This window comes from Rhodococcoides fascians A25f, from assembly GCF_000760935.2.
GTDB lineage: Bacteria > Actinomycetota > Actinomycetes > Mycobacteriales > Mycobacteriaceae > Rhodococcoides.
Genome location: NZ_CP049744.1, coordinates 3,143,828 through 3,160,255, shown reverse-complemented (window position 1 = coordinate 3,160,255; position 16,428 = coordinate 3,143,828). Strand labels below are relative to the sequence as shown.

The 16,428-nt window shown below is 65.9% G+C and carries 14 protein-coding genes; 8 read left to right on the top strand and 6 right to left on the bottom strand.

All coding sequences use genetic code 11. The features are described from left to right. Nucleotides 1-141: 141 nt before the first annotated feature. The 4 genes from BH93_RS14845 to BH93_RS14830 all read left to right on the top strand — a co-directional run bounded on the left by BH93_RS14845 (nucleotide 142) and on the right by BH93_RS14830 (nucleotide 3,937). Nucleotides 142-1,227, top strand: coding sequence for an S-(hydroxymethyl)mycothiol dehydrogenase (locus BH93_RS14845; RefSeq protein WP_165712720.1), 1,086 nt, complete (start codon nucleotides 142-144; stop codon nucleotides 1,225-1,227). Beyond that, entirely contained in the window at nucleotides 1,224-1,856 is a 633-nt protein-coding gene (locus tag BH93_RS14840; protein WP_037173917.1) for an MBL fold metallo-hydrolase, read from the top strand. The genes BH93_RS14845 and BH93_RS14840 overlap by 4 nt, the downstream gene beginning before the upstream one ends. Before the next feature lie 111 nt (nucleotides 1,857-1,967). Next, a complete protein-coding gene (locus BH93_RS14835; protein WP_080739042.1) occupies nucleotides 1,968-2,675 on the top strand; it encodes a DUF5642 family protein in 708 nt (235 codons plus the stop codon). Nucleotides 2,676-2,824: 149 nt separating this feature from the next. Further along, entirely contained in the window at nucleotides 2,825-3,937 is a 1,113-nt protein-coding gene (locus tag BH93_RS14830) for a DUF4192 domain-containing protein (RefSeq protein ID WP_052070389.1), read from the top strand. Nucleotides 3,938-3,953: 16 nt separating this feature from the next. Here the strand turns inward: BH93_RS14830 and galE are convergent, their stop codons facing one another. Continuing rightward, complete coding sequence (galE, locus tag BH93_RS14825; protein ID WP_037173916.1) at nucleotides 3,954-4,934, bottom strand: UDP-glucose 4-epimerase GalE; 981 nt, start codon at nucleotides 4,932-4,934, stop codon at nucleotides 3,954-3,956. 45 nt (nucleotides 4,935-4,979) lie between these two features. Further along, nucleotides 4,980-5,666 (bottom strand): metal-dependent transcriptional regulator, encoded by a 687-nt coding sequence (locus BH93_RS14820; protein ID WP_032377729.1) that lies wholly within the window; start codon nucleotides 5,664-5,666, stop codon nucleotides 4,980-4,982. A gap of 185 nt (nucleotides 5,667-5,851) precedes the next feature. Between BH93_RS14820 and BH93_RS14815 the strand changes: the two genes are divergently transcribed. Next, nucleotides 5,852-7,120 (top strand): acetoin utilization protein AcuC, encoded by a 1,269-nt coding sequence (locus tag BH93_RS14815; protein ID WP_052058623.1) that lies wholly within the window; start codon nucleotides 5,852-5,854, stop codon nucleotides 7,118-7,120. A 67-nt stretch (nucleotides 7,121-7,187) separates the two neighbouring features. Continuing rightward, a complete protein-coding gene (locus BH93_RS14810; RefSeq protein WP_037174352.1) occupies nucleotides 7,188-9,845 on the top strand; it encodes a bifunctional acetate--CoA ligase family protein/GNAT family N-acetyltransferase in 2,658 nt (885 codons plus the stop codon). 128 nt (nucleotides 9,846-9,973) lie between these two features. Here BH93_RS14810 and BH93_RS14805 read toward each other — a convergent pair whose 3' ends face one another. From BH93_RS14805 to BH93_RS14795, 3 genes are all read right to left on the bottom strand, one after another. Beyond that, on the bottom strand, nucleotides 9,974-10,945 hold the full coding sequence (locus BH93_RS14805) for a sigma-70 family RNA polymerase sigma factor (protein ID WP_032377730.1): 972 nt from the start codon (nucleotides 10,943-10,945) through the stop codon (nucleotides 9,974-9,976). A 180-nt stretch (nucleotides 10,946-11,125) separates the two neighbouring features. Continuing rightward, the gene (locus tag BH93_RS14800) at nucleotides 11,126-12,619 is read right to left on the bottom strand and encodes a DUF7782 domain-containing protein (protein WP_037173915.1); all 1,494 of its coding nucleotides are present in this window, start codon (nucleotides 12,617-12,619) and stop codon (nucleotides 11,126-11,128) included. A 34-nt stretch (nucleotides 12,620-12,653) separates the two neighbouring features. Beyond that, entirely contained in the window at nucleotides 12,654-13,022 is a 369-nt protein-coding gene (locus BH93_RS14795) for a DUF3099 domain-containing protein (RefSeq protein ID WP_032377732.1), read from the bottom strand. 93 nt (nucleotides 13,023-13,115) lie between these two features. On the opposite strand from BH93_RS14795, the gene BH93_RS14790 reads away from it, so the two are divergent. Further along, a complete protein-coding gene (locus BH93_RS14790; RefSeq protein WP_037174349.1) occupies nucleotides 13,116-13,352 on the top strand; it encodes a DUF3039 domain-containing protein in 237 nt (78 codons plus the stop codon). 4 nt (nucleotides 13,353-13,356) lie between these two features. On the opposite strand, the gene BH93_RS14785 is transcribed toward BH93_RS14790, so the two are convergent. Beyond that, nucleotides 13,357-14,424 (bottom strand): YihY/virulence factor BrkB family protein, encoded by a 1,068-nt coding sequence (locus tag BH93_RS14785; protein WP_052065093.1) that lies wholly within the window; start codon nucleotides 14,422-14,424, stop codon nucleotides 13,357-13,359. Nucleotides 14,425-14,613: 189 nt separating this feature from the next. Here BH93_RS14785 and BH93_RS14780 point away from each other — a divergent pair, with 189 nt between their 5' ends. Continuing rightward, on the top strand, nucleotides 14,614-16,350 hold the full coding sequence (locus BH93_RS14780; RefSeq protein ID WP_032403290.1) for a DEAD/DEAH box helicase: 1,737 nt from the start codon (nucleotides 14,614-14,616) through the stop codon (nucleotides 16,348-16,350). Nucleotides 16,351-16,428: the final 78 nt, after the last annotated feature.

Sequence of the window (16,428 nt, the reverse complement as noted above, 5' to 3'; positions counted from 1 at the left end):
AAAGACTGCGTGCCCACCCGGTCACAACCTTGTGAACTCCACGGTTCGAGGCGTCGAACCCATGCAGATGTCGCCACGTGACGATGCGTTGTGCGAGGCTGAACAGAGCACGAAACACCCGATTTTTCAGTGGAGGAACACATGCCGCAGCAGGTCCGCGCCGTCGTCGCCAAGAGCAAGGGCGCACCCGTCTCCATCGAGACGATCACCATCCCCGATCCCGGCCCCAACGAGGTCGTCGTGAAGATCCAGGCCTGCGGGGTGTGCCACACCGACCTGCACTACCGCGAAGGTGGCATCAACGACGAATTCCCGTTCCTGCTCGGACACGAAGCCGCCGGCATCGTCGAGACCGTCGGCGACCGCGTCGAGCACGTCGAGGTCGGCGACTTCGTCGTCCTGAACTGGCGCGCGGTCTGTGGGGAATGCCGGGCCTGCAAACGCGGCACCCCGTGGTACTGCTTCGACACCCACAACGCCGCGCAGAAGATGACCCTCGACGACGGCACCGAGCTGACCCCCGCCTTGGGGATCGGTGCGTTCGCCGAGAAGACCCTCGTCCACGAAGGACAGTGCACCAAGGTCGCCGCCGACGCCGATCCCGCCGTCGTCGGGCTGCTCGGCTGCGGGGTGATGGCCGGGCTCGGGGCGGCGATGAACACCGGCCACGTCTCACGCGGTGATTCGGTGGCGGTGATCGGGTGCGGCGGTGTCGGTGATGCCGCGATCGCCGGAGCGCGCCTGGCGGGGGCGTCGACGATCATCGCGGTCGATCGCGACAAAGGAAAACTCGACTGGGCCCTCGAACTCGGAGCCACCCACACCGTCGACTCCTCGCAGGTCGACGCCGTGGAGGCCGTTCAAGAGTTGACCGGGGGTTTCGGTGCCGATGTGGTCATCGACGCCGTCGGCCGCCCCGAAACGTGGAAGCAAGCGTTCTACGCGCGGGATCTGGCCGGCACCGTCGTGCTCGTCGGGGTGCCGACCCCGGAGATGACCCTCGAGATGCCGTTGATCGACTTCTTCTCCCGCGGCGGATCGCTGAAGTCGTCCTGGTACGGCGACTGCCTACCCGAACGCGACTTCCCGCAGTTGGTCGATCTGTATCAGCAGGGCCGGTTGCCGCTCGAGAAGTTCGTTACCGAGCGGATCGGCATCGAGGACGTCGAGGCCGCGTTCGACAAGATGCATCAGGGCACCGTGCTGCGTTCGGTGGTGGTCCTGTGAGCGGGACGTTTCGTGTCCAGAACGTCGTCACGTCGGGAACGTTCAGCCTCGACGGCGGCACCTGGGACGTCGACAACAACATCTGGCTGATCGGCGACGACGACGAGGTGGTGATCGTCGACGCCGCCCACACCGCAGCACCGATCATCGACGCCGTCGCCGGCCGCACGGTCAAAGCCGTCATCTGCACGCACGGACACAACGACCACGTGACCGTCGCCCCCGAGCTGGCCGACTCCCTGGATGCGCCGATTCTGCTGCATCCCGCCGACGACATGCTGTGGGAGCAGACGCATCCGGGCGTCGGTCACTCGCTTCTCGAGGACGGCCAGCGCGTCACCGTTGCGGGAACCGACATCGTGGCGCTGCACACGCCCGGTCATTCACCCGGATCCACCTGTTTGTACCTGCCCGAAGCGGGGGAGTTGTTCAGCGGCGACACCTTGTTCTCCGGCGGCCCGGGAGCCACCGGACGGTCGTTCTCGGATTTCCCGACCATCATCGGGTCGATCCGCGACCGCTTGTTCGCGCTGCCCGCCGACACCCGAGTCAACACCGGACACGGTGACGGAACCCGCATCGGCGACGAGGCACCACACCTCGAGGAATGGATCGCCCGCGGCAGCTGAATTCCGACACCGCGGTAGGTCGCCTGCCGCATTCGAGGTGGTCGGAATGAGACAGTGGTGGGACGCCGGAGCGTGTGCTGCGGCGTCCCACCGACCCGAAGAGGACGTCTTGTGAGCCCCGCCGCACGCAGAACCCGCCTGTCCATCGCCGCGACCTCGGCAGCGATCGCAGCTCTTGCGCTGGCCGGTTGCAGCTCCACCGTCACGGGAACCCCCGAACCCAGCGCCGGCGGTACCACGTCGTCGCAGCCGGGAACGGATCTGAACACGCTGCTGATCGACCCGTCGAGTTTTCCGGCACCGTACGACGCCCTGGTGCTGCCTCAGCAGGCCATCTCGCAGGCGGCCCCCGACCTCAGCGGAATACCGGCCGGTGCCGAGGTCAGCCCGGCCGGGTGCAAGCCGGCCGATCAGGATTTCGGCCCCACCGGCACGGCCATGATCGTCGGCACCGACAACGACAGCCGGTCGACCATCTCCATCGAATTGACCGCAGTCGACGAGCCGCTCTCGACCCGAATGGAGCAGCTCGAACAGTGCGGCGAGGTGACGGCCACCAAATCGGGCGCAACCTCGACGGTGACGTCCACGTTGACCCCTGCACCTCCGATCGATGCGGACGACACCTTGGCCGTCCGGCAGACGGTGGCGTCGGGAGCCGGTGGCGACGCGGTCACTCAGTCGATGCTGACGCTGATGGCACAGATCGACAACGTGCGGGTGTCGGCCACCTTCATGTCGTTCGGTTCCGAGACGCCCGACGCGATGACGCTGGACGAGCTCTTCACCGCGGCGGTGCAGAAGGTCAAGCAGGGGTGACGCGCGCCTAGCAGGAGGGGCCGACAGAATCGGTCCACAACTGCGCGTGCGGCACGGTTCGTCCACAGAAGGCTCGTTCTCCACAGGGCAGTACGGAAGCCCAGCTCACGCTGCGTTCCCCGACGAGAGTGCCGCGAGAATTTCGGGTCATGTACACACCGACGAATTCTCACGACAACTTTCACTCTCGCCGCCGAGTGCGACTCGGCGATGCCAGCGATCTGATGGCAGCGGTACCGGCCATGCTCGGCTTCCATCCCCACCGTTCCATCGTGCTCATCGCGGTCAAGGACGGCGGCGCGACCGTCGGTCCTACGATGCGTCACGACCTGGTGCTGGCAGGTGAGCACATCGATCGACGCGCCGGCAGCGGCACCCGGGCGACACCGGAGATGCTCGACGTCATCGGCTACCTTGCCGGCTACTGCGCGTCGGAGAACGTCCCCGCCGTCATTGCGGTGTTCGTCGACGACCGCCTCGACCGGACCGTCAGAGGTGCCCACCTGCTCGACGTCGAGGCGGTGGTGGGGGAGCTGGTCACCACTCTTGCATCGTTCGGGATAGAGCTCAGTGCGGCCCTCGCGACGGCGGAGATCGCCGATTCCGCCGTGTGGTGGTCGGTGTCCGGGCCGCAGCGGCACGGCCGAATATCCGATCCGTCGACGTCGCCGCTGACCGTCGCCCGTGTGCTCGACGGCTACTCGGTGCGACGGTCGAGGCACGAGTTGGCCGAGACGATCGCGCCGGGCCCCGAGGGCACGGTACGGGCCGTGGCCGCCGAAATCGCGCGCCTCGGTCGCCGCGGACGTTCGTGCACCGACGAGTTGACGGCCGTCCTGTCGTACGTCGCGCGGGCCCCGTACGACACAGAACTGGACCCGGTCGACATTGCTCGGATCGCGGTCGCGATTCGCGCGGTTCAGGTTCGCGACGCGTTGCTCGCCTTGACGCTCGGCGACGATGCGGGGTTTGTCGAGGAATTCTGGGCGATGATCTCCCGTGTACTTCCACGGCGCGAGAGAGCCATCGCGGCAACGCTTCTGGCGTTCGGTGCGTACGTTCGCGGCGACGGACCGATGGCCCGAATCGCGATCGATGCGGCCCTGGAGGCGGACGAGAAATACAGCCTGGCGCGATTGCTGGACAGATCGCTCAGTGCCGGTGCCGGCCCGGAACTGGTTCGCGAAGTCGCCGAGAGTGGATTCGCGTGCGCGCGTGCATGCGGCGTTCGGCTACCCGGCGATCCGTTCGGTCGACGCTGACGGCGCTGTGAGCGCGTCAGTGTGCGGCGTGGGAACGATCGCCGAGTTGTTGCAGAAAGGCCCAGGCGTCGGCCACGATTTGATCGAGATCGGTCAGCTCCGGCGACCACTTCAGCTCCTCCATCGCTCGTGCACTGGAGGCGATGAGAACGGCAGGATCGCCCGCGCGTCGGGGAGCGTGTTCGACGGTGATGGGCAGGCCGGTGACCCTCTCGCAGGACGAGATGACCTCGTGTACGGAGAATCCGGTACCGCTACCGAGGTTGTAGATGGTGTGCTCACCCGGCTGCGCCGCGTCGACCGCAAGGATGTGCGCCTCGGCGAGGTCCGCGACGTGGATGTAGTCCCGGACTGCTGTGCCGTCGGGAGTGGGCCAGTCGGTGCCGAACACCGAGATCTTCTCGCGTTGCCCGAGCGCAACCTGCAGCACGAGCGGGATCAGATGGGTCTCGACAACGCGATTCTCGCCGAAGCCGTTGTAGGCACCGGCGACGTTGAAGTAACGGAGGCTGGTGGCGGCGAGACCGTACGCCGACGCATAGGACGTGATCGCGTGGTCGATCGCGAGTTTGGTGGCACCGTAGGGATTGGTCGGCCGGGTAGGGGCATCCTCGGTGATCGGCGTCTTCTCGGGTTCGCCGTAGGTGGCCGCGGTCGAGGAGAACACCAGTTTCGGAGTTCCGGAAGCCCGCATCGCGTCGAGCAGGGCCAGCGTGGTGACCACGTTGCCGCTCCAGTATTTGTCGGGTGCGACCACCGACTCGCCCACGAGCGACTGCGCGGCGAAGTGCAGTACGGCGTCGAACCCGCCGCCGTTCAGCACCTCCGCGGCGACGTCTTCGACGTCACCCTCTACGAACGTGGCACCACCGGGCACAGCGTCCCGGTTCCCGGTGGACAGGTTGTCCACGACGACGACGTCGTGGCCGCGCTCGAGGAGCACGGCTGCACAGACACTGCCGACGTATCCCGCACCACCGGTAACCAGAAGCTTCACTGTTGCTCTCCCTCACACGCTTGCGGCACCGCCGGCAGTGTGAGGTCAGACCCTCTTCACCTGGACGGCGTGTGCCATTTCATCGGATATGTCGACACCGCTGTGCCCTGGCACGGTGATCGTGACGGACCCGGGCTTGGCTTCGACTGTAACCCGAGCGTCGGGAACAACGCCCGCTTCACGAAGCTGCGCGATCACCTCGGGGTCGGACTGAACGTGCTCGGCCAGGCGGCGTACGACCACTGCGGTCGGCTGGCCGACCGGCACATCGGTGAGACGGATGAGAGCCTCGGGAGCAAGGGTCGACTGACCGAGACCGAGCTCGGCCAATCCCGGGATTGGGTTTCCGTACGGCGATGTGGTCGGGTTGTTCAGCACGGCGACCAGACGACGTTCGACTTCCTCGCTCATCACGTGCTCCCAACGGCACGCCTCGGCGTGTACGTCTTCCCAGCGCAGACCGATGATGTCCACCAGCAGTCGCTCCGCCAAGCGGTGCTTGCGCATGACGGCAACCGCCAGACTGCGACCCTTCTCGGTCAGCTCCAGGTGCCGGTCTCCCGCGACGGACAACAAGCCGTCGCGCTCCATCCGCGCGACAGTTTGGCTGACGGTGGGACCGCTTTGTTCGAGCCGCTCGGCGATTCGCGCGCGGAGCGGAATCACACCCTCTTCTTCCAAATCGTAGATCGTCCGGAGGTACATCTCCGTGGTGTCGACCAGATCCTTCACACTCAACCCCTTCGTCGGGCTCGATCCTACCGTCAGCGCCCCGAAATCGGCGCTGCACCCAACCGGCACGGGCGCGGCGCACCACAACGGCGCTCGTCGATTCCCGTGGCTTCTCACAGGGGGACATACGGCACAACACCGGAACCGTGCCACACCATTCCACCCGACAACGTAGTTTTGTCCGTATGTCTGACAAGGCGACACGCGCCGCCGAGTACATCCCGAACCGCCCCGAGGACATCGTCGTGTGGAGCGAGGACTACCTCGGCTACCGGTGGAGCGACGACCACCCGATGAACCCCACTCGACTCGATCTGACCATGGCACTGGCCACCGACATCGGAGTGCTCGCGGGAGTCGAACTCGTCGAGCCCGCTGCCGCCCCGGATTCCGAGCTGCTGCGATTTCACACCAGCGCCTACATCGAGGCGGTCAAACAGGCACCGTCGCAGGGTCCGGCTCTGCGTGACCCCGACGACGTCGTCCACGGGCTCGGTTCCGACGACAACCCGGTGTTTCCGCAGATGCACGAGGCGAGCGCCATGCTGGCCGGCGGTTCGTTGGCCGCAGCCCGAGAGATCGCGTCGGGTCGTGCCCGCCGCGCGGTGAGTATCGGTGGAGGCATGCACCATGCCATGGCCGACTGGGCCTCGGGCTTCTGCGTCTACAACGATGCCGCGATTGCCATCTCGTGGTTGCTGGACAACGGATTCGACAGAATCGCCTACATCGACGTCGACGCCCATCACGGTGACGGCGTCCAGGCAGCATTTCTCGGTGACCCCCGCGTACTCACCGTCTCCCTGCACCAACATCCAGCCACGTTGTGGCCGAACACCGGTTGGTCGACCGAGGTGGGAACCGAACGCGGCGAAGGAACCTCGATCAACGTCCCGTTGCTGCCGGGCACCGCGGATCGGTTGTGGTTGCGCGCGTTCCATGCGATCGTGCCCGGTGCCGTCGGGGCGTTCCGGCCCCAGATCATCGTCAGCCAATGCGGTGTGGACAGCCACCGTGAGGATCCCCTCGCGGATCTCGCCCTGACAGTCGACGGTCAGAATGCTGCGTTCCTGGCCATGCGCGATCTCGCCGACAAGCACTGCGAGGGCAGATGGTTGGCCGTCGGCGGCGGCGGATACGGCCTCGTGCGTGTGGTCCCGCGGGCGTGGACGTACCTCATCGCCGCCGCGCTCGGCCGCGAGATCGATCCGACATCAGCGCTGCCGGACACCTGGCGTGACCGAGTGCGGACGATGGCACCGAGTGTCGATCTCCCGCAGACCATGGGTGACGGGGGAGACGTGGACTATCCCGCCTGGGACGGGCCCGGTGGGTCTCTCGCCGGAACCGACGGCACCGACCGGGCGCTCGAACGCGTCGACTCGGCGATCACAGCCACCCGCCGGGCAGTGTTTCCGCTGCTCGGCCTCGATCCGGAGGACCCGCGTGACTGATCGGACCGGCACTTCGTCGTCGAACTCCTCGTCCGACGAACCTGCCGCTGAGCCCAGCGCACAGGACCTGGCACGAGAGCGCGCGGAAACGTCGTTCCCGCGCCACTGGGTTGCCGACGTACTGACCTCCGACGGTGGCGTCGTGCATCTTCGTCCCATCGTCCCGTCGGACTCCGAGCGCATCGTCGCCTTCCACGGGCGACTCTCCGAACGGACGAGGTACCTCCGATATTTCGGTCCGTACCCCACCATGCCCCAGCGGGACGTGCTCAACTTCACCACCGTCGATCACCACGACCGCGTTGCGTTCGTGGCCGTACTCGGCGACGACATCATCGCGGTCGGCCGATACGAACGGCTGCCCGAGGGCGACGGCAACTCGGCCGAAGTGGCCTTCGTCGTTGCCGACGCACACCAGGGCCGCGGACTCGGACCGATCCTGCTCGAGCATCTCGCCGGAGCCGCCGCCGAGAACGGCGTCAGCATGTTCGTCGCCGAGGTGCTCGCCGAGAACCGGAACATGGTCACGGTCTTCCGGGAAGCGGGCTACCAGGTCAGCAGGTCCTTCGAGGGTGGGGTACTGCGGCTGGAATTTGCCATCGATCCGAGCGAGGCACTGCTGTCGGTGCGCAATTCACGTGAGCGCGCCGCCGAGGCCCGCAGCGTACGCAACGTGCTCAGCCCCCGGTCGGTGGCCGTCATCGGAGCGTCGACGGACAGCTCGAAGGTGGGCAACGCGGTGCTCGCCAATCTGCTGGCGGGCAACTTCACCGGACCGGTCTATCCGGTCAATGCAGACCACCGGTCGGTCCGCGGCGTTCGTGCGTACGCCACGGTGCACGACATTCCCGACCCGGTCGACCTCGCGATCGCAGCGGTTCCGGCCGACGCCATCGACGCGGTACTCGACGACTGTCTGGACAAAGGTGTGAAAGCACTGCTGGTGGTGTCGGGTGGATTCGGCGAGACGGGGCCTGCGGGGCAGGAGAGCGAGCGCAGATTGGTACTCGCAGCGAGGGCGCACGGGATGCGATTGATCGGGCCCAATGCGCTGGGAGTGGCGAACACCGACCCCGAGTTCGGGTTGAACGCCACTCTCGCTCCGCATCTGCCGACGCCCGGCAACGTCGGTTTCTTCTGCCAGTCCGGCGCTCTCGGCATCGCGATCCTGGACGAGGCCGCCAACCGCAGGCTCGGACTCTCGACATTCGTCTCGGCAGGCAACCGAGCCGACGTGTCCGGCAACGATCTGCTGCAGTACTGGGACTCGGACCCGGCAACCGAGGTGATCCTGCTGTACCTCGAGAGCTTCGGTAACCCGAGAAAGTTCACCAGAATCGCCCGCCGGGTGGCGCGCAGCAAACCGATCATCGCCGTCAAGAGTGGACGCGGAGCCGTTCCGCCCGCACATGCGATCGGCGCCGATATCGACGATTCGATCGTGCGCGCTCTGTTCGCACAGGCAGGTGTCATCCAGGTCGACACCATCTCGGAATTGTTCGACTGCGCAGTCCTGTTCGGTAATCAGCCCTTGCCGGTCGGACCGAGGGTCGCAGTCGTCGGCAACTCGACGGCGCTCGGTGTGCTGGCGGTCGATGCTGCGCGGGCCAAGGGGTTGCATGCGAGCACCCCGATCGACGTCGGCCCGCAAGCCGGTCCCGAGAATTTCGCCGAGGCCGTCTCGGCGGCACTGGCTACGTCGGACATCGATGCCGTCATCGTCGTGTTCGTACCTCCGGTTGCCGTCGAGGTCGAACCGTTCGCGACAGCTCTGGGAAACGCCGTCCGTGGATCCGACAAGCCCGTGCTGTCGACGTTTCTCGCCACCGAGGGGATTCCCGACGTACTGGCCGTGCGGGGACCGAGCGGTCATCCGATTCGTGGTTCGGTTCCCTCGTATTCGAGCCCGGAACGGGCGGTTGCGGCTCTTGCCGCGGCCTGGCGCTACTCCGCGTGGCGTTCGCGACCGGTGTCGAACCTGGTTCGGCCCAAGAGCATCGATTCCGAGGGTGCCAAGAACCTGGTCGAGCGATGGCGTTCGGCCGGCAACCGGGGACGCTGGCTGTCGGATTTCGAGACCGCAGAACTGCTCGCCTGTTACGGGCTCGAGGTCGTGCCGTTCCGCGTCGTGACCGACGAGGACGAGGCCGTGGCGGCAGCCGACGAACTGGGCTACCCGGTGGCGGTCAAGGCGACGGGGGAGCGGTGGCGGCATCGACCCGATCTCGGGGGAGTTCGTCTGGACATGGCCGACGCGTCCGCAGTGCGGGTGGCGTACCGCAATCTGGCGGCCGATTCGGGGGAGCCACTGCTGCACGTGCAGCGGATGGCGGTCAAAGGAATCGGCTGTGTCGTACGGGTCCAGGACGACCCCTCGTTCGGCTCGCTCATCTCGTTCGGTCTGGCCGGAGTCATCTCGGACCTGTTGGGCGACCGGGCGTTTCGGGTACTTCCACTGACCGAGGACGAAGCTGCCCAATTGATCGACGCGCCGAAGGCGGCACCGCTACTGTCCGGTTACCGCAATGCGGTGCCTGTCGACAAGAAGGCCCTGATCGATCTGGTTCAGCGCATATCCGCACTCGCAGAGGACATCCCGGATATTCGGGAGATTTCGTGCGAGCCGGTGTTGGCCTCCGCAGACGGCGCGCAGATCACCGATGCGCGCGTGCGTATCGGGCCCGAACCGACCAAGGCAGATCTCGGCCCGCGTCGGCTGCGCTGAACGAGACGGGCTTCGAAAAGGCGGAAGCCGAGTCGACGTCCCCGGGGGGAGGGAATGTCGGCTCGGCTACCGCGTCAGGTGGCGCGAACGGGGATGGTCACCGCTGCTCCACCGGTCGGTGGCTGCGATCAGCTGGCGTAGGACCGCAACTTCTCGGCGCGGTCGCCCTGCCGGAGCTTGACCATCACCTCGCGCTCGATCTGACGAACACGCTCGCGGGAGAGACCGAACAGCTTGCCGATCTGATCGAGAGTGCGGGGCTGCCCGTCGTCCAGGCCGTAGCGGAGTCGAATGACCTGTTGCTCACGCTCGTCGAGTGTGCCGAGCACTACTCGAACGTCGCTGTGCAGCAAACCGGCGATGACGGCATTCTCGGCCGACGTCGCCTCCGAATCCTCGATGAAGTCTCCCAGGGGTGCTTCCTCGTCGCTGCCGACCGGCATGTCCAGGCTGACCGGGTCGCGGCTGTGATCGAGCAGATCGGCGATCTTCTCCACCGCGATGCCGGATTCGCTCGACAACTCCTCGTCGGTCGCCTCACGGCCGAGCTGCTGATGGAGCTCACGCTTGATTCTGGCCAGCTTGTTCACCTGTTCCACCAAGTGGACGGGCAGCCGGATCGTGCGGCTCTGATCTGCCATGCCGCGGGTGATGGCCTGCCGGATCCACCAGGTCGCGTACGTGGAGAACTTGAAGCCCTTGGCGTAGTCGAACTTCTCCATCGCGCGAATCAGACCCAGGTTGCCTTCCTGGATCAGGTCGAGCAGGGGCATGCCGCGACCGGTGTAGCGCTTGGCAAGAGAGACGACCAGGCGAAGATTCGCTTCGAGCAGGTGGCTCCGCGCGGCGCTACCGTCGCGAACGATGATGGCGAGGTTGCGCTTTTTGACCGCGCTCAGGCGCTTGGTGTTCTCGAGAACCTGCTTGGCATACAGACCAGCCTCGATCCTCTTTGCGAGATCGACTTCTTCGGCAGCCGTCAGCAGTGCCGTGCGGCCGATCCCGTTGAGGTATACGCGAACGAGGTCGGCTGCCGGGCTCTGGGCGTCCAGATCGGCATCGGTGGGCCGTGGACGAATCGTGGTGCTGGGGCTGGTCATGACTTGCCTCCTGGTCGGTGGTGTCTCACAAGGTTCAACGCTCGGGAGACTCCGATAAGTTCCCACGCCGATCCTTCTGATACCCGTGTGACCAGGGATTACGTCATGGTCGTCCTGAGAAGTTGCTGAGAACTGAGACCGGTGGGAACGCCACCTCGAGCGAGGCACTCCGCGGCGGTCTCATCGGGCCGGCCGAACCAGGCCGTGCCGGACGAGCCCCTGCATCATCGTCACGGCGTGCGCAGCCAGATCCTCGGGGTCTTCGTCGTGCGCGGCAGCGAGCAACTCGACCAGTTCACCGACCGGCAGACCATCGGGTCGGAGCCCGGCGAGCAATGCTGCACCGAGTTCGTCGACGTCGTGCTGCCATTGCGGGCCGTTGCCGCGATGAACTCGCACCGCCACCGGAGCCCAACCCTCGTCGCCGGGTAGATAGACGCGTTCGAGTGCAGTGTTCGGGTCCAGAGTGAGTACCGAATCGAGAATGTCGTGCTCGCGCAGCCACTCCAACCGCGCGAAGTACTCGATCGATTCGTTGCCGAGTGGGTCCGAGAAGCCATGCGTGAGTTCCTCGGCGAGAAGATCGGTCGGTGTATCGGTACGGCGGAGATAGACGAAGCCGAAACCGATTCCCTCCACGTCGGCGGCAGCGAAATGGTCGAGCCAGGACTGCGCAACCGCGGCCGCGTCGGGATCGCGGGGGTCGAGGCCACCGTCGCGCATCCAGGTACCGACGTAGAGGGCCGGATCGGCGACGTCGCGTTCGACCACCCAGGCGTCGACCCCGTGCGCAGGCAGCCACGACGCCACCCGCGTGCGCCAGTCCTCACCTCGGACATGGACCCAGGAGGCCAGGATGGCAGCCGTGCCGCCCGGGGCCAGGTGCTCCGGGGCCTGCCCGATCATCAGTGCGCTTGCGCCGTCGAGATCGAGGCCGGAATCACGATAGGAATGCTGCACTTCGGCGCGTCCGACGACGAACGGTGGGTTGGCCACGATGCGATCGAACCGCCGTCCTGCTACCGGCTCGAACCACGATCCGTGCAACAACTCGACGTCGAGGCCGTTGAGCGCCATCGTCGATGCCGCGAGATCCATGGATCTCGGGCTGATGTCGGTTGCGGTCACCTGCTCGGCGTAGCCACACGCATGGACGGCCTGGACGCCGCAGCCGGTGCCGACGTCCAGAACGGTCGAGACCGGGGACGTGGGCGTCCCCCGGAGAAGTGACAGCGATGCCTGGCCGACGCCCAACACGTGGTCGGCCGCGGTCTCGGCTACCCGCATGCTGCCGTCCGGATCCGAGACGATCCACCGAGTGCCGTGTCCGGCATCGAGCGGTCGAATGTCGAGCAACGTCCGCACTGTTGATCCGGTGCGGTGGAGAATGCCGGCCGCCACGGCGTCGGCGACGCTCAAGGGTGCGATGGCGTCGGCGACGTCGGACTCGGGGCAGTCGTCGACGAGAAGGAAGAGGCGCACCAGAACGCCCAACGGGCCGGAATCTCGGCTGGCGTTGCGGACCGGAACCGGCTCACTGCGTCCGAGTGCCGCGTGAGCGTCGTCGCCGAGCATCGTCAGAACGCCGTCCGCGTCGTACCCGGTTCGCTCGAAGGCCTCCCGGAGTTGCGAGCATGCGGCGATCAGCGGGGGCGTGGAAGTCGGTGCAGTCACAACGCAAGTGTCGCATCGGCACTCCGGGCAGGCGTCAGTCGTCGCCCGGTTCGATCACGCGGTGGTTGCTCGATTCCAACTGTGGCTTGTCCACGGTTCGATAGTCGTACCGGCTCATTTCGTCCTTCGTGCGCGGCGGTCGATCGTTGGCGATCAACACCGCCATCCACGGCAGCGGAATGGACACGCCGACGATCGCCATGGAGATCCACGGATTCATCCACATTCCGTAGGCGAGGGCAGCCAACACCAACGCCGGGATTCGAAAGGACATGATGAACATGTACTTGCGTACACGCTTCTTGTGCTGCTCTTCGACCGACTGCTGTGCCTCGGTGATCAGTACAGGCCCATCCGGCGAGTCGCTGTACGCGCTGCCGTCGAACCCTGGGGTTCTCGTCATACCTCCACTGTGGCACTACCGCTCACAGAATGCATACGACGAGCTGTGGAACCGGTTACCCCTCGCTGTGGATCCACGGATTAATCTGTGTTCATGAGCACTCAGACGAAGGACCGTCCCCACATTGCGCCGGACGAGACCACCGAGGACGACCGGCCGAAGTTCTTCCACTACGTGAAGAAGAACAAGATCGCCGAGAGCGCCGTGATGGGTACACACGTGGTCGCGCTGTGCGGTGAGGTGTTTCCTGTCACCAAGTCCGCGAAGCCCGGATCTCCCGTGTGCCCCGACTGCAAGAAGATCTACGAGGGCCTGAAGAAAGGCGAGTGACGACCTACTCGGCGGTGGGCTCGCGGCGATCCGGCCGGCCACGATCTCCGGCCAGCTTGATCGGTCCCGTGGCGAGCCGTCGAGCAACGGCCGTCATCGGTCCCGACGGCTTCTCGTCGGTCGCTGCCTGCGCCGCGATCCACTCGCGCATCTGGTCCATTCGAGTTGCCCGGGCCGGCCAGAACTCCTGAATCGTGGCGTTGAACTCGGCTCCGAGAACGACGGCGAAGCCGAGGAAGAACGTGAACAGCAGGAATGCGATCGGCGTGGCCAGCGCACCGTAGGTGTACCCCGTGCTCGTCACCCAGGTGAGGTATCGGCGGAGCACCGCGCTGGCGATCATGAAGAACACGCCTGCGAGCAGAGCCCCACCGAGCAGTCGGTGCCACGGCAGCGAGGTGTGCAGGGCGAGCTTGTACAGCGTGGTCAGGCCGATGATCAGCAGCAGACCGACGGCCGGGTAGTAGAAGAAGTCGATCAGTTCGCTGCCGAACGTGATCCACGAATCGGGCAGAATCTGCTGGACGTACACCGGTCCGAGCGCGACGAGTGGGAGCACGAAGACCGCGATCACGAGAAAGCCGACGTAGAGAAGCAAGGCGAAGAACCTTTGCCAGACGGGATTTCGCGCGTCGGCCTGTCCGTGCGCTTCGACGATGGAGTCCACGAATGTCGAGATCGCCGACGAGCCGGCCCACAACGAGAGCAGGAATCCCACCGAGACGATCTCGCCGCTTCCCTGCGCGAGGACGTCTCGGACGGTAGGAGCGATGATCTGATCGACAACGCTGCTGCTGAAGAGCGTGTTGCTGAAGGTGATGATCTTGGACTCGATGATGTCGACGGTGTTGGGGCCGAACCATCCGCCGACGAATCCCAGGCTGCCCAGCACACCGAGAAGGAGCGGCGGCAGCGAGAGGGTCTGCCAGAACGCTGCCGTGGCGGCCTTGCTGAAGATCGAGTCGTCCCACGCTTTGCTCAGGGTGCGCAGAGTCACTTTCCACACCGCACGTATCGGCTTTCTCGCCGACAACCGCTCCGGTGTCGGCGTTGTGCCTGTTGACTCACTCATGGTCTCTCCAGCATTCCTGACGAAAGGCGTCTTCGCCTAACGACCGACCCGCCGTGTCGCGTCCGGTTCACCCCAGCGATGCGGGATCGGTCGGTGTGGAGCGATAGGCTCCACGGCGGACACTGCAGGGCTACCGAGAGCGCGAGGAAGTACATCGATGCCAGGAACCGGCGGCCAGTGAGCGCTGACATGTTCGATCCCACACCACAATCCGAGCAGGCAGCTGCCCCCGTGAGCGGGGGAGCGCCGCTGCGCGCGTGGCAGAGGCGTGCGCTGACGAAGTACCTGGTGGCCTCACCGAAGGACTTCCTGGCCGTCGCGACACCGGGCGCGGGTAAGACGACGTTCGCTCTGCGCGTGGCTGCGGAGTTGCTGGCCCATCGCACGGTCGACCAGGTGACCGTCGTGGCACCCACCGAGCACCTCAAGCATCAGTGGGCGGAGTCGGCGGCGAGGGTGGGGATCGCTCTGGACTCACGCTTCTCGAACTCGACCGGTCAGACGTCGAGCGATTATCACGGCGTGGTCGTGACGTACGCACAGATCGCCTCGCATCCGTTCAAGCATCGGGTGCGCACCGAAGCGCGCAAGACCCTCGTGATCCTCGACGAGATTCACCACGGCGGCGATGCCAAGAGTTGGGGAGAAGGCATTCGCGAGGCCTTCGGCGACGCCACTCGACGCCTCGCACTGACCGGTACGCCGTTCCGTAGCGACGACAGTCCCATTCCGTTCGTCAACTACGAACCGGACCAGGACGGGTTGATGCGGTCCAAGGCGGACCACGCGTACGGGTATTCCGACGCGTTGGCCGACGGTGTCGTTCGACCGGTGGTGTTTCTGGCGTATTCCGGCGAGGCGCGTTGGCGCGACAGTGCGGGCGAGGAATACACCGCCCGACTGGGCGAGCCGCTCAGTGCCGAGCAGACCGCGCGGGCATGGCGGACGGCACTCGACCCGCAGGGCGACTGGATGCCCGCAGTGTTGTTGGCCGCCAACACACGGCTGGCTCAGCTGCGTGCGGGCGGAATGCCCGACGCGGGCGGGCTGGTGATCGCCACCGATCAGACGGTAGCGCGGGCATACGCCAAGCTCATCGAGGTGATCACGGGGGAGACGCCGGCCATCGTCCTCTCGGACGATCCCACGTCCTCGGCTCGGATCGCCGAGTTCGGCAAGAGCGACCAGCGGTGGATGGTTGCCGTTCGCATGGTGTCCGAGGGCGTCGACGTTCCGCGTCTGGCCGTCGGCGTGTACGCGACCAGTGCGTCGACTCCGCTGTACTTCGCGCAGGCGATCGGTCGATTCGTGCGTTCGCGGCGTAAGGGGGAGACGGCGAGTGTCTTCCTGCCGTCGGTACCGGTGCTGTTGGATCTGGCATCTCAGCTCGAGGCGCAGCGTGACCACATTCTCGGCAAGCCGCACCGCGAGAAGGACGGATTCGACGACGAGCTCCTTGCCGATGCGAACAAGCAGAAGGACGAACTCGGCGAGGAGGAGAAGGCGTACACCTCCCTGGGTGCGGACGCCGAACTCGACCAGGTCATCTACGACGGTTCCTCGTTCGGAACCGCGACGTTCTCGGGCAGCGACGAGGAAGCGGATTACCTCGGTCTGCCCGGTCTGCTCGACGCCACGCAGATGCGGGACCTGCTGCGTCAGCGTCAGCAGGAACAGATCGACAAGCCCGCGGCGGGCCCGGCCGTTCCGGCCCCGCCTGTCGTCAACGACAGGGCCGCCAGTGCGGGCCAGCTGGCCGGCCTGAGGCGTGAACTGAACAGTTTGGTTGCGGTGTACCACCATCGCACCGGAAAGCCGCACGGCGTGATTCACGGCGATCTGCGACGCATCTGCGGCGGCCCGCCTACGGCGATGGCGTCGGCCGATCAGTTGGGCGAGCGGATCGCTCAGTTGCGAAAGATGTAGAGCGCGCACGAAAAAGCGGACGGTCCGAAGACCGTCCGCTTTTCCGTGAGATTCGATCGTGGCGAACCTGTTTCCCCC

Coding starts and splice junctions, on each gene's coding strand:
- BH93_RS14845 (WP_165712720.1), top strand. CDS start 142: ATGCCGCAGCAGGTCCGCGCCGTCGTCGCCAAGAGCAAGGGCGCACCC.
- BH93_RS14830 (WP_052070389.1), top strand. CDS start 2,825: ATGTACACACCGACGAATTCTCACGACAACTTTCACTCTCGCCGCCGA.
- BH93_RS14815 (WP_052058623.1), top strand. CDS start 5,852: ATGTCTGACAAGGCGACACGCGCCGCCGAGTACATCCCGAACCGCCCC.
- BH93_RS14805 (WP_032377730.1), bottom strand. CDS start 10,945: ATGACCAGCCCCAGCACCACGATTCGTCCACGGCCCACCGATGCCGAT.
- BH93_RS14795 (WP_032377732.1), bottom strand. CDS start 13,022: ATGACGAGAACCCCAGGGTTCGACGGCAGCGCGTACAGCGACTCGCCG.
- BH93_RS14790 (WP_037174349.1), top strand. CDS start 13,116: ATGAGCACTCAGACGAAGGACCGTCCCCACATTGCGCCGGACGAGACC.
- BH93_RS14785 (WP_052065093.1), bottom strand. CDS start 14,424: ATGAGTGAGTCAACAGGCACAACGCCGACACCGGAGCGGTTGTCGGCG.
- BH93_RS14780 (WP_032403290.1), top strand. CDS start 14,614: ATGTTCGATCCCACACCACAATCCGAGCAGGCAGCTGCCCCCGTGAGC.